Below are 16,452 nucleotides of genomic sequence, written 5' to 3'. Positions count from 1 at the left end.
CTTAACTTTTCTGGGACTTACGATAGCAGAACAGAAGTTGAGTGCCTAGTTAGGGAACTGGCTGAGATTTGATGCTCATCAAACTGACGCTATCAAACATATCAATTACACGGTTATGTTAAGGGTGCTGTTGAATATTAAAGGGATAAACGATCTCTATTGTGAAAGGGATTAATCTAGAGGTTTGATCTGCTTGAGAGTGTTAGCACATGCTTTTGAATCGGTTACCCAGCGAGTCTATGCCTCGTGAAAAACTCATCCAACGAGGCCCTGAGGCGCTTTCTGACGCGGAACTGCTAGCTATCTTCCTGAGAACGGGGACTCCAGGTATGAATGTACTGGAGCTAGCCGATAAATTGCTTCAAGAGTTTGGCTCCTTAAGAAAGTTGTTCTCAGCGACTGAAGAAGAGTTCTGCCAACATAAAGGGCTAGGGCAGGCCAAGTATGTTCAACTGCAAGCGGTGCTGGAGATGACGCAGCGCTATCTTGCCGAGACACTAAACCGAGGCGATGCTCTCACTAGCCCGACCCACACAAAACTGTATCTTTCGAGCGTTTTGAGGGATCGCCAACGCGAAGCTTTCTATATTTTGTTTTTAGATAACCAGAATCGAGTGATTAAAGATGAGGTGATGTTTGAGGGAACGATTGATGCCGCATCGGTGTACCCAAGAGAAGTGGTGAAGCGGGCCTTATTCCACAATGCTGCAGCACTGATACTGGCTCACAACCACCCGTCTGGTGTTGCAGAGCCAAGCCAAGCAGACAGAAGAATCACGCGCAGATTAACCGATGCGCTGGCGCTGGTGGACATTAGGGTGCTTGACCATTTCGTGGTTGGCGACGGCGAAGTGGTCTCTTTTGCTGAACGTGGGTGGATTTGAATCACATTTTGGCTTGTTAGTTGCTAGAAATCTGCTATGATTCGCCCACATTTTTAGACCTTAAATCAGCTCTGATTACTCAAGCAAGCTGTGTTGCACAAAAAAAGATCACGAAATCCTTAAAAAGGATCTGTTCGGGTCTTGAGCAATGCGCGTCAAGTTAGTATAATGCGCGACCTTTGATAGCCTTGTATGGGTTTTCCATAACGGTTTTTACCTTCTATTTTTTACAGATAGAGAGGTTCGGCCACCAAGGTTGATATCGAGCTGAAACGATTGGAGAAGACATTCATGTCCCGAGTATGCCAAGTAACTGGTAAGCGTCCAGTAACGGGTAACAACCGTTCACACGCACGCAATGCTACTAAGCGCCGTTTTCTGCCGAACCTACAAACTCATCGTTTCTGGGTAGAGAGCGAAAAACGTTTTGTTAAACTACGTCTAACTGCTAAAGGTATGCGTATCATTGATAAGAAAGGCATCGATGCTGTTCTTGTTGATATCCGTGCACGCGGCGAAAACGTTTAAGAGGAATTAAGCAATGGCTAAAGGCATTCGTGAGAAAATTCGTCTAGTATCTTCTGCAGGTACTGGTCACTTCTACACAACTGACAAGAACAAGCGTAACATGCCAGGTAAATTTGAGATCAAAAAGTTTGATCCAGTAGTTCGCCAACACGTTATGTACAAAGAAGCGAAAATCAAGTAATTGATGCTTTTTTGGCTCTTCTTAAGTAGAAGAAAGAATTGAAAAACCCAGCTCTTTGCTGGGTTTTTTTATACCCAAATTTTGCCTCACTCCCCACTACATAGATTAACCATTTGATTTCACGCTATACTGATGCTCCTTAGCCTTAGAAAGTTGTGAGTGGAAGCAATGAGATACCGTGGTCGCCGATGGAATAACATTTTGATGTTGAGTGTGATCGCCTTTATTGGTGTACTCAACCTGCCGACGATCATCAAGACCTATCTTTTAGAGCCGGAACCAGAGGTTGCCTCGGAAAGTGGCTTCCCTTATCTACTTGACCCGTCCGATCAGCTTACCGCCATGCACTTTTCTAAGTGGTCTCTCGTATTAACTGGTGACGGCTGGCAATACCAATCGCAAGGCAGTGCTCAAGAATTATCACAGCCGAGTGCACAAGAGCTCTCACAACGTTGGCAGCAGCTTGTCGGTACCGAAGTTGATGAGCAGACTTATCAATCGCTTAGCGCGTCTCTAGCCTCGCCACAAACCATAGAAGTTTGGTATCAACACCAAGAAGAGCCTCAGCGCATCACTTACTACCAACTTCCGGATTTTTGGCTTCTAAAGAACTGGCAGGGTAAGTGGTTAGCAGTGTCGGTTGAAGCTGAGTATTTGTTGCCGTAAACCTTATTAGTCAATGATCACAATAATGGAACTGTTTTATGCCTGAGTTACCCGAAGTCGAAGTCAGCCGTATGGGGATTACCCCGCATTTGGTTGGCCAAACTATTGCGACCTTAACTTTCCGCACGCCGAAACTTCGTTGGGATATCCCTCAAGAGCTCAAGCAGTTAGAAGGGACGGTGATTAAGGCGATATCACGCCGAGCCAAATACCTAGTGATTGAGACGGATGCAGGTAATGCGATTGTTCACCTAGGGATGTCAGGCTCTTTACGCGTGTTAGATGCCGAGATAACCGCAGGCAAACACGATCACGTTGATCTCAAGCTGACTAACGGCAAGGTGCTGCGCTACAACGATCCGCGTCGCTTTGGTGCTTGGTTGTGGAGCCCTGCTGATGAAATACATCCTGTATTGGTGGGAGCTGGTCCAGAGCCGCTAACAGAAGAGTTTAACGCGCCTTATATAGCGGAGCTTGCGAAGAAGCGTCGCGTCCCAGTAAAGCAGTTCATTATGGATAACAAAGTCGTGGTCGGTGTCGGGAACATTTATGCCAACGAAGCATTGTTTTCCTCAAGGGTTCACCCACTTCGACCTGCCAATAAGATCACGGCTGCGGAGTGGGATCTGCTGACTCAAGAGATTAAGCAAGTTCTTGCAACCGCAATCAAGCAAGGCGGAACGACACTTAAAGACTTCGCTCAAGCCGACGGCAAACCGGGCTATTTTGCTCAAGAGCTGCAAGTTTACGGCAAAGCCGGAGAGCCATGCCCTAGTTGTGGCGAAGCTCTCCAAGAGCAGAAGATTGGGCAACGAAATACGTTTTTTTGTGGGGAGTGTCAGAAGTAAGAGCTCGAAGTTTTAAAGCCCTTCGCGGCTCAAAGCTTCTAAATAAGTATGTAGAGCCAAGTAAAGAGCGCGAGGCCTAAGCTAACCATTACCGCTGCAGAACCAATGTCTTTTGCTTTACCACTGAGTTCGTGATGTTCTGTGCCCACGCGGTCAACGACAGCTTCAATCGCTGAGTTAATTAGCTCAAAAAGAACAACCAGAATTAAAGAAGCAATCATCAAGATTTGCTCAACCTTGCTGATATCCAACATTAAAGCGACCGGAATAAAGATCGCGCATAAGACAAGCTCTTGGCGGATAGCTGCTTCGGTTTTGAAAGCAGCTTTCAAGCCTTTGATAGAGTAGGCTGTTGCATTTAGAACACGCCTCAATCCTGCCCCTTTCGGCTTTGGTCTTCCTGAAGAGTCTCTCATAGATTTTTTCTAACTCATTGATGGTCAACTTTTTTGTGGATTTCGTTAGCTACAATCTGGGGAACGAATTGCTCAATTGAGCCTCCATGAATTGCAACCTCACGCACTATTGTTGAAGAAAGAAACGCAAATTCTTCTGATGGAGTGAGGAAAATACTCTCTAATCCAGGCATAAGTTTGCGGTACATGCTTGTTAATCCAAACTCATATTCGAAATCAATGGTTGTTCTTAACCCTCGGATCAGGACATTTGCTTGTTCTTTTTCTGCGAAATCAACCATTAAGCCTTCGAAACCCTTCACTTCGATATTCGGTAAGTGAGCAGTGACTTCAGATACCAAGTCTGTTCGCTCCTTGTGTGTAAATAACGTTTTTTTACTTGGACTTGCAGCGACAGCAATAATCACATGATCGAACATTAAAGCTGTTCGCTCGATAATATCCAAGTGACCGTTAGTGATAGGGTCAAAGGTCCCTGGGTAGATTACTTTGTTGTTGTGTTTGGTCATGACTTTTGAGTTTAAATTGAGGTTGCTTATGATGTTATCAAAACATGTCTTAGTAACCGAGCAATAAACATAAATTATTAATGATATGGCTTGGTTGCAAAACTTGCAGTTTGTGTAATCGAATTGATTGTTCTACGTTGGAGCCATTAGTCCGATCTTGTGAGTATAACAATTCAAATTCTGTTAATTAAGAACAAAATTTGTGCTAAAATATGAAGGTTTAAATTAATTTTTTGAGAGCAGTTACGCATGAAAACAAGTGTGATTATCACTACATATAACAGTCCATTGCATTTAAAAAAAGTGCTATTAGGTTTGGCTAATCAAACTGATACCGAATTTGATGTGGTGATCGCTGATGACGGGAGTACTCAGGAAACTGCTCATATGTTGGATGCGTATAGAGAGGAAGCCCCGTACGAAATCTACCATATTTGGCATGAAGATTTAGGCCCACGTAAGTGCACAATATTGAATAAGGCTATATTAGAGGCCCCTGGTGAGTATTTGGTCTTCTTGGATGGTGATTGTGTCCCACAAAAAAATATGATTGCAGTCCATAAAAAATATGCGAGGAAAGATCGCTATGTCACAGGTGGTGCAGTTTGTCTAACTCAGGAGTTTACTGATGCACTTTCAGAAGATGATATTAGAAACCAAAAACTCGAGAAGTTTGGTTTGTGGTGGTTCGGAACAACGCGCCCAAGACGACTGATTATCTCTAAATTTCCATTGCTAGCGTATAAGTTTGATCGAAATGTTAAACGCTTACCTGGTTGGAGAGGAGGCAATGCCTCCACATTTAAGTCGTGCTTGATGGATATTAACGGTTTTGATGAGAGGTTTAGCATTGGTCGAGAAGATGCTGATACGGGTCATAGATTAGAGTGCAATGGGGTACTTGGTTTCTCTGTCCGTTACACAACGCCGGTATATCACCTTGAACATGCCCGTGGTTATAGTACTCCCAAAAGTTATGTTGAAGGGAAAACTAACGTAGATATCTATGATGAAAATAGAGCTGCGAAGTTAACTTATACTCCTTATGGAATAAAAAAATCAGATAGCTAGTTAGTAAGTTTAAAGTATTTTTTAGCCACCAAAAGGGAAATTATTTTTTCCCTTTTGATGTTTTTAAATTGATCTACCCATTCATTTGCATTCTTAATTATTTCAAGAGCTTCATCTTCATGTTCAATATAATAATTCATTTTTTCTATTAGATCGGAGAAATCATCTTTAATCTCGACGAAGTGAATACCATCTTTTAGTTTTCCCTCCATAAACCAAGTCTCGTATTTTAATTTCGGCGTAAAGCAGAGAGAATTTGATGACATAATCCACTTAAGATTGGTTGCTACATCTTTTCCTTCTAAACTTAGAATGAATTTGTATTTAAGCTGTTCATTGATTGTCATAGGAGGAAGAACATAGTTTAGTTGTTGTGGGTCTGAGTCTTTCTTATCTACACGACCGACGTTACATTTAGGATGGTTGAAGTGAGTTCGAAGTAGTTCTCTTCGGTTTGGCCTAAAACCTGTACCACGCCAAACAACCATATTAGATTTACTTTGATATGGAAGGTCATCTTTTACGAAAATATAATGACGAATAGCATTTAGTTTCAATAAAACAGAATTTTTATTTTCACCATGAATAGGGCGGCTTTTAACAAAGCTAGGCTCATCAGGAATATCAGTGACATCCCCATTAATGTATTTAAACTTGAAATGAGGTTTAAACGACTTTATTACTTTATATAAATCAAAGTAATAAGCAGAACCACCAGTCTTTTTGAATTTTTCAACAGTCGTTATGTCACAGTCCGTTAAGTTGACTTCTTTTGATAGCTTATTGTAATAATTTATTCTTTCATTAAGATAGTTTTGATCATGGTTTTTATGGCCCGATATCAGTGCTTTGCCTAGTGACCTTAAAATGAAAGGAGGAATAGTAGTGATTATACCGTTTACAATATAATAGTTAACCTTGCGTAAAATCATAGATGCACCTTAAGGTAAGTTTATTGGAAAGAAAGGCAATCTTCTCACCATTGTTCTTTTTTTACTCTTCGACGCTGACTGAACTGCCTCTATCAAAGCAAAATGATATGATGAATCAAGCTATCATGTCTAGGTATGATTCACGTACATTCTCTGGGTAACTAACTTTAGGTTACGTGTTATAGTACAGTGATACTTCATTGTGATTATATGATAAAGGGAGGTGTATGAAGAATCCAACAATTATTCATATTAACATGGCTTCTGGTTTCGGAGGGGGAGAGGTACAAACGTTGAACCTCATCTCCCATCTTGCCGAATTTCCACAAGTAGTATTAGCTAAAAAAAATTCCCTTTTTGAGAAGAAAGTTATTCACACTTTCAAAGGTAATGATAATGTGAATACTAATAGTTTTTTTTCAGCTCTAATACATTGTTGGAGTGACAAAAACACGGTTATTCACGCTCATGATGGAAGAGGTGCTCATATTGCACGTATTATCTCAAAGTTGTCTGGGGTAAAGTTTGTAATATCACGTCGAGTGGATAAACCGTTGAAAGGCAAACTGTCTGAAAAAACTTATCATAGCGCTAGTTCTATTATTGCAGTGAGTGAAAAGGTTGCAAAAAATCTCATAGGTTTGAACTCAAGCCTTAAAGTTATATATGATAGTTATTCTAACCTTCCGGCATCCTCTGATGTTGAGAGAAGCCTGGCTATTTTAGAAAGTAAGTTTGTCGTTACTCAATTAGGAAGTTTAATAGATGTAAAAAATGTATCATTTACTATAGAGTTAGCAAAACGTTTGGAAAAGTCACATCCTAATATCCACTTTTTGATAGTGGGTGAAGGTAAAGATGAAATGATTTTGAAAAAACAGGCTAAAGGTTTATCGAATATTACATTTTTTGGTTTCACGACTTTTGTTGCATCAATTATGAAACGAACAGATTTACTTTTTATGCCCTCGAAAAGTGAAGGTTTAGGATCTGCTGTTTTAGAAGCTTATCAGCATGGTATTCCGGTTGTTACTTCAAATGTTGGAGGTTTGCCAGAGATCGTAGATGAAGGTATCACTGGCTATCAGTTTAAATTAGGGGACATAGAGACAGCAGAAGACCGAGTTGTGAGTTTGTATACTGATAACACTTTGTATAATAGACTTGTTTCACAAATCAATGCATACAAGGTTAAATATAGCCCTGAGAATATGGCTCAAAGCTATAAAAGGTGTTATCAAGATTGCTTAGCTACCAAATTTTAGTAAAGTCTTCTTTCTCTAAAACTGCCGGATCACGTTGAAATTCGAGTAGTCGGGCGTATTTTAAGTAACTACTCATTGCAGCGCTAATTGCGACAGTTAGGCCATCAGCTCCCCCTAAAAAGCCGCGTTTGATAATATAGGCCCGAATGAACGCAGACAACCCATGAGAGAAAGGAGAGAAGGCATTTGCCTTTTTTCCTTTTTGATACATGATCTTTGCTGCTCGTCCACTAAAATCTCTACCGGGTTTAGCAAACAACTGGCTGAGGTTCTCAAAAGAGTAATGAATCAAGTCAGAATTTAAGCGTTTTGGGTTTTTAGCCTGAACAGATGCGTGTTGTTTTACTTCTGAGAACTTCGTTTTATTACGATTATATAAGCGAATACAATAATCGGGGTACCAACCACACTGCTTTATCCAACGGCTACCAATGTAATTACGGCGGCGAAAAGCGAATGCATCATGCTGTGTGTTGGTTAGATCAAGTGCTTTGATTTCTTTGACCATATCTTCAGTCAGCCGCTCATCAGCATCAATACTTAGCACCCAGTCATTCGCTGTGTAGTCTAGAGCAACATTTTTCTGAAAACCATCACCGAGATAGCTTTGTCTGATTACTTTTGCACCTAATTTCTCAGCCAGTTCAACAGTATTATCTGTACTGTTTGAGTCTACGACAATAATTTCAGAACACACTTCTTGCAGTGACTGGATGCAATCAACAATATTTTTTGATTCATTTAGAGTGATAATAGTACCAGTGATCATATTACATTCTCATATTTTATAATGGTGTATTTTAGAGAGAGAAATCAGCAGTTGCTTTCTTGAACATTGCTATAACTTGTTCAGAACTTATACGGTTCATCGCGTGCGTATCTTTAACCCGAGTTCTCCATGAAAGCTCGTTTTTCCCTTTACCTGTTTCTGCTTTTATTGCTTCATCGTATGCCGAAACCACATACTCATGGTATTGATACGGACATGTTCTGTCGGGGTTATGATGTGCATATAAACCAATAATTGGAGTATTCACAGCATTTGCCATATGAGCAGGTCCCGTGTCTGGGGCAATAACTAAATTTGCGTGCTTAAGTAGAGCTAGCATCTCTTTAAGTGAGCTTTTTCCAACCAAGTCTTGAACTGGTTGGCTTAATCCGGCATTAATTTCGTTGGCTAGATCCGTTTCTACTTTGGCTGAGCTACCTGCTAAAGTTACTGTCCAACCAACTGATTGTGCATAATTAATTACATCAATATAACCTTGCACATTCCAGTTTTTATATGCTTTACTTGCGCCCGGTACAATCACTAAGTTTTTACAGCTATAACTAGACAATTGTTTCTTTGCCCACTCAATATCTTGGTCGAAAAGTGGGATGTTCCAAGTTGGAGTAGTGATTTCAACACCTAGCTCTTTGACAAAAGCAATTAAGCCATCTAAAACATGATGCTTGTTTGGGGAAGGCACTTTATAGTTAGTGAAAAGAGTTTGAAAATCCCTGCTACGTTTACTATCGAAGCCCAGCTTATATTTTGCGCGAATACCTAACGTAGCAATACTTGCTCTTATTGCGTATTGCATGTGTAGTAGGGCATCAAAGTTTTTGTTTTTCAAAACTGACCAAAGTTGGACATAAGCTTTCCAACCTAACTTTTTGTCGAATACAACGACATCAATGTTGGGTAAATCTTGTATTAGCAGAGCCTCAACTTTACCTGTAATCCATGTAATTTGAGTTTCTGGCCACTGTTGTTGAATCATTTGAACTGCCGCAATGGTGTTACATACATCACCAATTGCAGACAAGCGGACAATGCATAATGAATGAGGCGCGGATGCGAATAAAGCCATATGATTATTTAGCCAAAAAAGAGTGAGTAAGGATTATGCTATCTATGCCTAGAAATGTAAAATGAGATTAACTTTGACTATCATAAGTGGTGTTTTAGTGATGTTGAAGTACTTGGAACTCCATTCGTCTATGTTCAAGAAATGATTCCCAGATGAAGATAATAAAGACCCCTAAACAAACTATTTGGTTCGATGAGTATCTGCTTAGTGATGCTAGTGAGCAGTGTTTTGACCACAGTTATTGGCGTAAGAAAGGCCGAATCATTGGTTCAGCTCAAGGAAGAGGAACTACTTGGTTTATTGCTCTCGATGAAATAGATGCAGCACTACGTCATTATCATCGAGGAGGGTTGTTCGGGAAGGTCAACCGAGACAGCTATTTTTTTACGACTTGGGAAAATACTCGTAGTTTTCAAGAGTATCAGTTACTGCATATTTTGATCGAAGCTGGTGTTAATGTTCCTAAGCCTATAGCAGCCAGAGCTGTCAAAAGTTGTTTTGGTTATCGTGCTGATTTGCTGAGCCAGAAAATCCCAAACGCACGAGATCTAGTATCAATCTTACAAGATAGAGCATTATCAAAAGAAGAATACCAGAAGGTCGGTGCAGAGATTCGTAAAATGCATAAAGCTCAGGTAAATCATACGGATTTGAATATTCACAACATCCTGATTGATGATGAAGGTAAAGTATGGATTATCGACTTTGATAAATGTAATCAGAAATCGGGTGATGAGTGGAAGCAAGGAAACTTGGAAAGATTGAAACGCTCATTTATTAAAGAAGTGGCTAAACGAAATATTCACTGGAGTGAGAACGATTGGGATTATTTGCATTTAAGTTAGGCTCTACCCAAATTTAGAGTAGAGCCTGAATCCAAAACTAATTTATAAACTTTTGATACAAGGGGATTAGTTGTTGTGCACCCCATTCATTTAGGTGGTCATCATCTCGATAAAGAGGCTTATCCTCTTTTACTATCGGGCACACTCCGTTATCACATAGATAAGGGACTGGGTCTAGAACAGTCACACCACACTTTTCAATTTCATTAAATAGTAGACTCGTCTCTTGGTTCCGTTTTTTATAGTCATAGATACTTATCGAAGGATCTTCATCTTTATCTAGAATTATAGACTTAATCAAAAAGTTAGGGACATTAACGGTCTGCTCTGGTGTCGGTTTAGTTACTAAGACATTATAATCCTTAGCTAAATTACACATTGTATGAATGTACATTTCGCCGGTGCTCTTTATGTTTAAAGAGTTGTCAAGTACGTATCTGATATCTTGTTCTTTTTCTTGGCTTTCTGTGTCGCTATAGCCAGTAAAGAAAATGTTTGTTCTTTGAATAAAAAGTAGACTCGCACCTTTATTTTTAGGGAGCAAATTATCATATGTATAATTTACTTGTTTTTTACAGCTATCAATATCTCTATTTTTTGTATCTACATTAGGGATAAATAAACAACCTCCTGAAATTGAAGATAAAACAGATTTTTCTTTAGACAGTATTACTGGTATTGTGGAAATTTGAGCACCGGCATGACTGTCTCCTAAGATAATAAGATCTGCAACTTCATCATTCTCTACTCTTTCTCCATTAATAAACTTACAGTTATTACACATTAAAGGCGAGCTACTTCTTCCTGCTGATAGTATGTCTTTGATTTCTTTTGAATAATGAAATTCGGCACCATCTGTGGCATGTACAAGACCGCCTGCAGAACCTATAAATAGGACGAGAAAGATTGGGTTGAAAATTAACTTTCTTCCTTTGTTCATTTCAATGAATCGGTAGCTTAAATAACCTAAGGCTATGGATAGTAACACTCCTAGTATAATGAAGTTTGGTATATTGAAATATACACCAAGTGTAACAACAACCCAATGCCATAAATAAATAGAATAAGACCAAGAGCCAATCCTTTGCATAGGCTTAGTATCTAAAATAAAGTTTGATTGTTGGCTTACAATGATTAAATAAGTTCCTATTATAGGTAATAGTGTTAAGTAGCTAGGCCATGGCGCTGTTCCTTGGATAAGGATACATGAAGCTAATATCACACTGATACCAATCCAAGGTAATGGTTTGTATTTTTGGTTTTTTTTGAGAGGATATAGAAATGCGACACCACCCATTAACATTTCCCAAGCTCGGCTTGGAAGAAGGAAATAGGAGGATGTTGCTGACTTACTCGTCCATATCACACAAGTAATAAAACTTAAAATGGTAAGTGAAATTATTACTTTCTTTGCTTTTTCAAAAGGTAAGAACTTGAATATAAATAGAAGCAGCAAGGGATAAAGTAGATAAAATTGCCATTCCGCAGAAAGAGACCAAGTATGCAGTAACCACTGCTCTGATATGGAAGTTTCAAAATATCCTTTTTCTTGAGCATAGATAAAGTTAGAGATGAATAACATACTATTGAGTACATCATTACCAACCTTTCTATAGTCCGTAGGTGTTAGAAAAAACCATCCAAATATCAGAAGGAAAAGACATAGTATGGCTAAAGGAGGAATGATTCTGTTTCCTCGCGATAGATAGAAGGATTTTATTGAAAAGCTTTGCGACCTAATACCACTGGTTATTATTTTTGTCATCAAGAATCCAGATATGACAAAAAAGACATCGACACCAACAAAGCCACCGGGGAGTAGAGTAGGATCAAAGTGAAAAAGGACTACGGCGATAACTGCGATGGCTCTAAGTCCGTTAATATCAGTTCTGAAAGACATATTATTTTTCATTTATAGCTTGAATGGTTTTTGATATAGAACCTAGTTCGTTTTGTAAAAACTCGTTGTACGAAGCTTTTAGTCTTGGTCTCAGTTCTTTATTCGATAATAGTTCATTGATAGCATCTCTAAGCTCTTGGCTTGAAGATACTATCTGAATAGCATTTTTGCTTAATAACGTCTCAACTATATAGGAAAAGTTAAAATAACTATCTCCGTTGATGACAGGGACGCCGAGAGATACAGGCTCTAAAACATTATGACCACCTACTCTGTCACCAACTAAACTCCCTCCTACAAAACAGAGGTCTGCAGCAGCTATGATAACGAGTAATTCTCCCATAGTGTCTGCTAAGTAGACTTGGGTTGAAGTGTCGAGTTTCGAGTCTTGTGTTGTTCGGCGAGCTGTCTCAAATCCAAGCTTCTCACACAGCTCAAATACGTTATCAAACCTTTCTGGATGACGTGGAACTAAAGCTAGTAGTGCATCTGGGTGCGATTCTAAAACTTGCTTGTGTGCCTCTAAAACTTGTTCGTCTTCCCCTTTATGGGTGCTTGCTGCTATCCAGACTGGTCGAGTAATACCCAATTTTTCTCTGAGAGCTTTACCTTCTACTTTTACCTCATTCGAAATCTCAATATCAAATTTAATAGAACCAGTTACAGTTATTTTCTCTTTAGCAACCCCCAAATTCTTAAAGCGCGTAGCATCTGATTCTGTTTGGCAGAGTATTTTAGTGATCTTTGTGTGAAGTAAGTTAAATAGCGCCTGTATTTTCAGATAGTTTTTATACGACTTCTCTGACAAGCGGGCATTGACGATTGTTATTGGAATTCCCGATTTGTGGACAAAATGGAGTGTATTGGGCCAAAGTTCGGTTTCAATAATCAACATTTCTTTTGGTTGCACGGTGTTGATAAAGCCTCTAATAGCAAAAGCAAAATCAATCGGCATATATCTGTGCTCAACTAGATCGCCTAGCTTCTCGATCTGCTGAGCGCCGGTACTGGTAGTTGTTGTCACAACAATCGGTTGCTCTGGCTGTTGCTTCTTTAGCTCTTTTATTAGGGGAACTGCGGCTATACTTTCACCAACTGAAACAGCATGAATCCATATTGGAGGCTGTTTTGAGTTTAGTTTCGGTGTTAATCCAAAGTGCTCTTTCCAGCGAGAACCGAACTTAGGTTTATTGGGTTTGCTTTTATATAAGTTAAACAAAAGTAGCGGTGCTGCTAACGCTAGAAGCAGCGTATAAACTGCGCGAATCAACATGCGTTTACCGTAATTGCTTCAAGTTTTGTGATGTTATCGATCACTAACTTAGGGGATAATTCCGTAAGACACTTTAGGTGCTGGAACTCGCATTCTCGCTTAAAGCAAGGGCGACAGTCGATATCGGTATGGACTATTTCAACTTTTTTAGCCAGTGGTGGCGTATACTTAGGGGAAGTCGAACCATAGACTGCGACAACATTACAACCCACAGCTGCGGCAACGTGCATTAATCCAGAGTCATTTGCGACCACTGTATTACAAGCTCCCAGTAAGTCTACGGCTTCGATTAAGCTTGTTTTTCCAGCTAGCACATAAACTTGTGCTTGATTTTCTTTAGGTACTAAGTCTCTAATGTTATTACACGTTTTTAAGTCTTTTTGTGAACCGAATAGCCATATTTTTTTGCCAGTTTTTATCATGGCTGTCGCTACTTCTGCGTAATGTGTTTCCGGCCATTTTTTTGCCGGTCCAAACTCTGCGCCTGGGCATAAACCAATAATAGAACCAGTATTATCTAGGTGGAATTTTGCTATTGTTGCTGCTTGTTCAGTTTTATCAATGAATAACTTCGGGCGGGGTAAATTTTCTATTCCACCTAAGGATGAGGAGTTGAGCATGTCTTTTCCAGGGTAAGCTAAAGCGACATAACGTTCGACCATATACTGAAAAGATTTCATGTTAGAACGAAGATCGTTTAATAGTCCGTAGCGCATCTCACCTTTCCAACCGATGCGTGTTGGTATATTGGCAAACCAAGGTATAAGAGCTGACTTAGCTGATTTTGGCAGAATATAAGCTTGGTCATACTTATTTTCGCGTAATGACTTACCTATCTCTCTACGGCCAAGTAAGTTAAAGGCCCCGTGACCAATCGGCATATCGATTGCCCGGTTTATTTCAGGCATGCGTTCGAGAATTGGCTTGCACCACCCAGGGGCAATAACGTCAATTTCACTTTTAGGGTGTTGAGCTTTTAATGTCATATAGAGAGATTGAGACATCACCATATCTCCAACCCAAGATGGACCAATGATCAATATTTTCATTGACGTATACCTTTATAATTCAAAGTTGGGCTGAATACCATACCGACAAAAATAGCAACTCCAACAGAATAAAAAATAATACCGGAATTATGAGATAAATAATGTTGAGTAATCGAAGAACCAATAACAGAAGTAATATGCACAATTCCCATTAAAGATAGGTAATAACGTGGATCGTCCTGAGGTAGTGAACGTAACTTTCGAACTAGTACCACAAAAGGAGCACCAAAGAAAAATAGCAATGTAGTAACACCAATTAGACCTTTAGTCTGGAGTTCTTCGAAAAGTTGATTATGCGCACGGCTATAGCCTAAAACGGCTTTGTCTACGAGACCTTCAGATACTTGCTTTTCCTTCGCCGCTTGCACTCCATCAAAACCCTGTCCAAAAACGGGTTTATCAAACCCAGAGTAGAGAGCTGACTTCCACATTTCTAAGCGTACACCAGAAGAGGTTGTCGCATCGTCATTCTGGTATTGTTTAAGGTCGTTAATTACAAGGTTTACACGAGGTGCAATATTAGGGTACGAGAAAATAACCACGACGACTAGAGCAATTAGAGAACCCCATTTTGCTTTTTGGGAGAACATGTGACGATGAAAAATGAATAGCCCCAGTACAATAAACGGAATTAACAGCCACGCACCTCGGGCTCCTGATAGAAGAGTTGCGCATAAGCCGAGCATCGTCGCCAATATTGAAGATACTTGAAGAAGTTTATTTTTTACTTGTAAAGAAAATAAATAAACTACAATGGCTAGCATGCTTAGCCCTGAAGCAATTCCCCCTGCCTGTATAACCATATAGCCTTCACTTTCGCTAAGTGCTCGCCCTCCTGTGCTGATAAACTGATGTATCGCGATAATACCAGCTATGCTTGCACCTAAACATATAGAGTATAGTGTTGTTTGTAGTGATGGAGGGTAGCAGTAAATTAATGCCATAATAAAGGATGCAAGTATAACTCGGCTTGGCATATCGAGTTGACTAAGCTCTCCACCATTTATAACTAAAGATATCGCTGTAACAGCAAAATAGCTGAACAAAGCCAACTGCGCTAGCTTAATTGGCGCTGCGCAGATGCTTTTTCTAGTTTTTGGTAACGCGAATAATGCGAATAGAGCCAGTGGAATTGCTGCTAGTTTATAGCTATCGCCATTGATCAGTAATAATGAAAAAAAGCAGCCAGATAGGAGAGTAGTCATCTCCTCAGCCTTTAAGTAACGTTTCATTAATCGTTTTTCCAGTCGGTTGTATATCTTGTCTTGAATACGTTGTAGTAGTTATTGCCATCTTCTTGGGAACGCAATAATTGGAGTACCCACATGTATTGTTCAGGTTTGTCTTTTACAAAGTACTCAATGGCCTGATTACATACTCTAGCATCTTGTTCTTCACCTTTATTGAGCTCAAATGCAGGCAAGATTTCAATATCAAATGAGCCGTCTTCTGTATTCATTGAAGCAAAAAGAGGGAGCACTTTAGCTTTGGACAATTTGGCAATTTTACCTAAGCCAGGCAAAGTTGCTTTTTTTGTTGCGAAAAAATTGACGAAAACACTATGTTCTGGGCCATGATCTTGATCCGGTAAGTAATAGCCAATATAACCATCTCGAATCGATTTTAGGAATGGTTTGATGCCGCCAGAACGCTCATAAACACGGCCGCCATATTGAACTCTTTGTTTATGCATCAGCCAGTCTGAGACGTCATTCTTTTGTTTTTTTGCCATCGCTGAAACTGGCATGCCCATTGATGCAAGAAGTATCGCAGGAACATCGATAGCCCAAGAGTGAGGGACCATTAAAATGACATTCTCGTTAGCCTCAACATGTCCTTGAAGAATCTCTAAACCTTTTATGTTGCAACGTTTTGTTAGCCAAGGTGCGGGCTTTAAACTCAACAGCCCAAAACGAATAAAGAACAGAGAAGCGGTAAAAAGAGTCTTTTCAATTAACGCTTCACGTTCTTCAAATGTTTTTTCGGGAAAACAAAGTTCAAAATTTACTCTGCTGCGGTGAGCGGGGCCTTTGTGAGATTTGGCGAGTCTTGCGGCAATTGTTTTGGCTAACCACCTTTGAGCTTTTAGAGGTAGTAGAGCAAGCGGAAGGCCGACAATCACGCCGAACCAAGTTCCCCAAAATTTTGGAGCTAGAAAACTTCGGTTAAAGGTTGGATTGTAAGCTTTAGGATCAAAATCGTTTCTATTAGTCATAATCACGGCTATAG

General features: G+C 39.8%; 18 protein-coding genes. 8 read left to right on the top strand and 10 right to left on the bottom strand.

Annotated features, from left to right (window positions below; all coding sequences use genetic code 11):
- Positions 1-209: 209 nt before the first annotated feature.
- The 5 genes from radC to mutM all read left to right on the top strand — a co-directional run bounded on the left by radC (position 210) and on the right by mutM (position 3,107).
- Positions 210-884, top strand: coding sequence for a DNA repair protein RadC (gene radC / locus KI655_RS10695; protein ID WP_285404698.1), 675 nt, complete (start codon positions 210-212; stop codon positions 882-884).
- Positions 885-1,175: 291 nt separating this feature from the next.
- On the top strand, positions 1,176-1,412 hold the full coding sequence (rpmB, locus tag KI655_RS10690) for a 50S ribosomal protein L28 (protein WP_004728407.1): 237 nt from the start codon (positions 1,176-1,178) through the stop codon (positions 1,410-1,412).
- A 13-nt stretch (positions 1,413-1,425) separates the two neighbouring features.
- On the top strand, positions 1,426-1,593 hold the full coding sequence (gene rpmG / locus KI655_RS10685; RefSeq protein WP_002535344.1) for a 50S ribosomal protein L33: 168 nt from the start codon (positions 1,426-1,428) through the stop codon (positions 1,591-1,593).
- A gap of 168 nt (positions 1,594-1,761) precedes the next feature.
- Positions 1,762-2,259, top strand: coding sequence for a hypothetical protein (locus tag KI655_RS10680; protein ID WP_285404544.1), 498 nt, complete (start codon positions 1,762-1,764; stop codon positions 2,257-2,259).
- A gap of 38 nt (positions 2,260-2,297) precedes the next feature.
- Positions 2,298-3,107: a bifunctional DNA-formamidopyrimidine glycosylase/DNA-(apurinic or apyrimidinic site) lyase gene (mutM, locus tag KI655_RS10675; RefSeq protein WP_285404542.1), complete on the top strand. Its 810-nt coding sequence runs from the start codon at positions 2,298-2,300 to the stop codon at positions 3,105-3,107.
- Between the two features lie 38 nt (positions 3,108-3,145).
- On the opposite strand, the gene KI655_RS10670 is transcribed toward mutM, so the two are convergent.
- Together KI655_RS10670 and coaD are read right to left on the bottom strand one after the other, a co-directional pair.
- Positions 3,146-3,523, bottom strand: a complete 378-nt coding sequence (locus tag KI655_RS10670) for a diacylglycerol kinase (protein WP_285404540.1) — start codon at positions 3,521-3,523, stop codon at positions 3,146-3,148.
- Between the two features lie 14 nt (positions 3,524-3,537).
- Positions 3,538-4,032 carry a pantetheine-phosphate adenylyltransferase gene (gene coaD / locus KI655_RS10665; RefSeq protein WP_285404539.1) on the bottom strand — a complete coding sequence of 165 codons (495 nt, stop codon included), beginning with the start codon at positions 4,030-4,032 and terminating at the stop codon, positions 3,538-3,540.
- 249 nt (positions 4,033-4,281) lie between these two features.
- Between coaD and KI655_RS10660 the strand changes: the two genes are divergently transcribed.
- Positions 4,282-5,103: a glycosyltransferase gene (locus KI655_RS10660; RefSeq protein ID WP_285404537.1), complete on the top strand. Its 822-nt coding sequence runs from the start codon at positions 4,282-4,284 to the stop codon at positions 5,101-5,103.
- Here KI655_RS10660 and KI655_RS10655 read toward each other — a convergent pair.
- A complete protein-coding gene (locus KI655_RS10655; RefSeq protein WP_285404535.1) occupies positions 5,100-6,035 on the bottom strand; it encodes a glycosyl transferase family 90 in 936 nt (311 codons plus the stop codon). The two genes, KI655_RS10660 and KI655_RS10655, sit on opposite strands and share 4 nt — an antisense overlap.
- Before the next feature lie 227 nt (positions 6,036-6,262).
- On the opposite strand from KI655_RS10655, the gene KI655_RS10650 reads away from it, so the two are divergent.
- Positions 6,263-7,300: a glycosyltransferase family 4 protein gene (locus KI655_RS10650; protein WP_285404533.1), complete on the top strand. Its 1,038-nt coding sequence runs from the start codon at positions 6,263-6,265 to the stop codon at positions 7,298-7,300.
- Here the strand turns inward: KI655_RS10650 and KI655_RS10645 are convergent.
- Positions 7,287-8,069: a glycosyltransferase family 2 protein gene (locus KI655_RS10645; protein WP_285404531.1), complete on the bottom strand. Its 783-nt coding sequence runs from the start codon at positions 8,067-8,069 to the stop codon at positions 7,287-7,289. The genes KI655_RS10650 and KI655_RS10645 overlap by 14 nt on opposite strands.
- A gap of 31 nt (positions 8,070-8,100) precedes the next feature.
- Positions 8,101-8,886: a glycosyltransferase family 9 protein gene (locus KI655_RS10640; protein WP_373417250.1), complete on the bottom strand. Its 786-nt coding sequence runs from the start codon at positions 8,884-8,886 to the stop codon at positions 8,101-8,103.
- Positions 8,887-9,308: 422 nt separating this feature from the next.
- Here KI655_RS10640 and KI655_RS10635 point away from each other — a divergent pair, with 422 nt between their 5' ends.
- On the top strand, positions 9,309-10,001 hold the full coding sequence (locus KI655_RS10635; protein WP_285404528.1) for a 3-deoxy-D-manno-octulosonic acid kinase: 693 nt from the start codon (positions 9,309-9,311) through the stop codon (positions 9,999-10,001).
- Positions 10,002-10,038: 37 nt separating this feature from the next.
- Here the strand turns inward: KI655_RS10635 and KI655_RS10630 are convergent, their stop codons facing one another.
- Genes KI655_RS10630 through lpxM form a run of 5 tightly spaced genes read right to left on the bottom strand, consistent with a single transcriptional unit; the run spans position 10,039 to position 16,438 of the window.
- Complete coding sequence (locus KI655_RS10630) at positions 10,039-11,901, bottom strand: acyltransferase family protein (RefSeq protein ID WP_285404527.1); 1,863 nt, start codon at positions 11,899-11,901, stop codon at positions 10,039-10,041.
- A gap of 1 nt (position 11,902) precedes the next feature.
- Entirely contained in the window at positions 11,903-13,174 is a 1,272-nt protein-coding gene (waaA, locus tag KI655_RS10625; protein WP_285404525.1) for a lipid IV(A) 3-deoxy-D-manno-octulosonic acid transferase, read from the bottom strand.
- Entirely contained in the window at positions 13,168-14,223 is a 1,056-nt protein-coding gene (waaF, locus tag KI655_RS10620; protein ID WP_285404523.1) for a lipopolysaccharide heptosyltransferase II, read from the bottom strand. The genes waaA and waaF overlap by 7 nt, the downstream gene beginning before the upstream one ends.
- The gene (locus tag KI655_RS10615) at positions 14,220-15,455 is read right to left on the bottom strand and encodes an O-antigen ligase (RefSeq protein ID WP_285404520.1); all 1,236 of its coding nucleotides are present in this window, start codon (positions 15,453-15,455) and stop codon (positions 14,220-14,222) included. Before KI655_RS10615 ends, waaF begins: the two co-directional genes overlap by 4 nt.
- Entirely contained in the window at positions 15,455-16,438 is a 984-nt protein-coding gene (lpxM, locus tag KI655_RS10610) for a lauroyl-Kdo(2)-lipid IV(A) myristoyltransferase (RefSeq protein WP_285404518.1), read from the bottom strand. Before lpxM ends, KI655_RS10615 begins: the two co-directional genes overlap by 1 nt.
- Between the last annotated feature and the right edge of the window lie 14 nt (positions 16,439-16,452).

The sequence above is a fragment of the Vibrio sp. D404a genome, assembly GCF_030248535.1.
Classification (GTDB): Bacteria; Pseudomonadota; Gammaproteobacteria; order Enterobacterales; family Vibrionaceae; genus Vibrio.
Note: the sequence above shows the minus strand (reverse complement) of the source record. Positions and strands in the feature narration are given on the sequence as shown.

Coding starts and splice junctions, on each gene's coding strand:
- KI655_RS10660 (WP_285404537.1), top strand. CDS start 4,282: ATGAAAACAAGTGTGATTATCACTACATATAACAGTCCATTGCATTTA.
- KI655_RS10615 (WP_285404520.1), bottom strand. CDS start 15,455: ATGAAACGTTACTTAAAGGCTGAGGAGATGACTACTCTCCTATCTGGC.
- mutM (WP_285404542.1), top strand. CDS start 2,298: ATGCCTGAGTTACCCGAAGTCGAAGTCAGCCGTATGGGGATTACCCCG.
- rpmG (WP_002535344.1), top strand. CDS start 1,426: ATGGCTAAAGGCATTCGTGAGAAAATTCGTCTAGTATCTTCTGCAGGT.
- radC (WP_285404698.1), top strand. CDS start 210: ATGCTTTTGAATCGGTTACCCAGCGAGTCTATGCCTCGTGAAAAACTC.
- coaD (WP_285404539.1), bottom strand. CDS start 4,032: ATGACCAAACACAACAACAAAGTAATCTACCCAGGGACCTTTGACCCT.
- KI655_RS10655 (WP_285404535.1), bottom strand. CDS start 6,035: ATGATTTTACGCAAGGTTAACTATTATATTGTAAACGGTATAATCACT.
- KI655_RS10635 (WP_285404528.1), top strand. CDS start 9,309: ATGAAGATAATAAAGACCCCTAAACAAACTATTTGGTTCGATGAGTAT.
- lpxM (WP_285404518.1), bottom strand. CDS start 16,438: ATGACTAATAGAAACGATTTTGATCCTAAAGCTTACAATCCAACCTTT.
- KI655_RS10670 (WP_285404540.1), bottom strand. CDS start 3,523: ATGAGAGACTCTTCAGGAAGACCAAAGCCGAAAGGGGCAGGATTGAGG.
- KI655_RS10650 (WP_285404533.1), top strand. CDS start 6,263: ATGAAGAATCCAACAATTATTCATATTAACATGGCTTCTGGTTTCGGA.
- KI655_RS10645 (WP_285404531.1), bottom strand. CDS start 8,069: ATGATCACTGGTACTATTATCACTCTAAATGAATCAAAAAATATTGTT.
- KI655_RS10680 (WP_285404544.1), top strand. CDS start 1,762: ATGAGATACCGTGGTCGCCGATGGAATAACATTTTGATGTTGAGTGTG.
- KI655_RS10640 (WP_373417250.1), bottom strand. CDS start 8,886: ATGCAATACGCAATAAGAGCAAGTATTGCTACGTTAGGTATTCGCGCA.
- waaA (WP_285404525.1), bottom strand. CDS start 13,174: ATGTTGATTCGCGCAGTTTATACGCTGCTTCTAGCGTTAGCAGCACCG.
- rpmB (WP_004728407.1), top strand. CDS start 1,176: ATGTCCCGAGTATGCCAAGTAACTGGTAAGCGTCCAGTAACGGGTAAC.
- KI655_RS10630 (WP_285404527.1), bottom strand. CDS start 11,901: ATGTCTTTCAGAACTGATATTAACGGACTTAGAGCCATCGCAGTTATC.
- waaF (WP_285404523.1), bottom strand. CDS start 14,223: ATGAAAATATTGATCATTGGTCCATCTTGGGTTGGAGATATGGTGATG.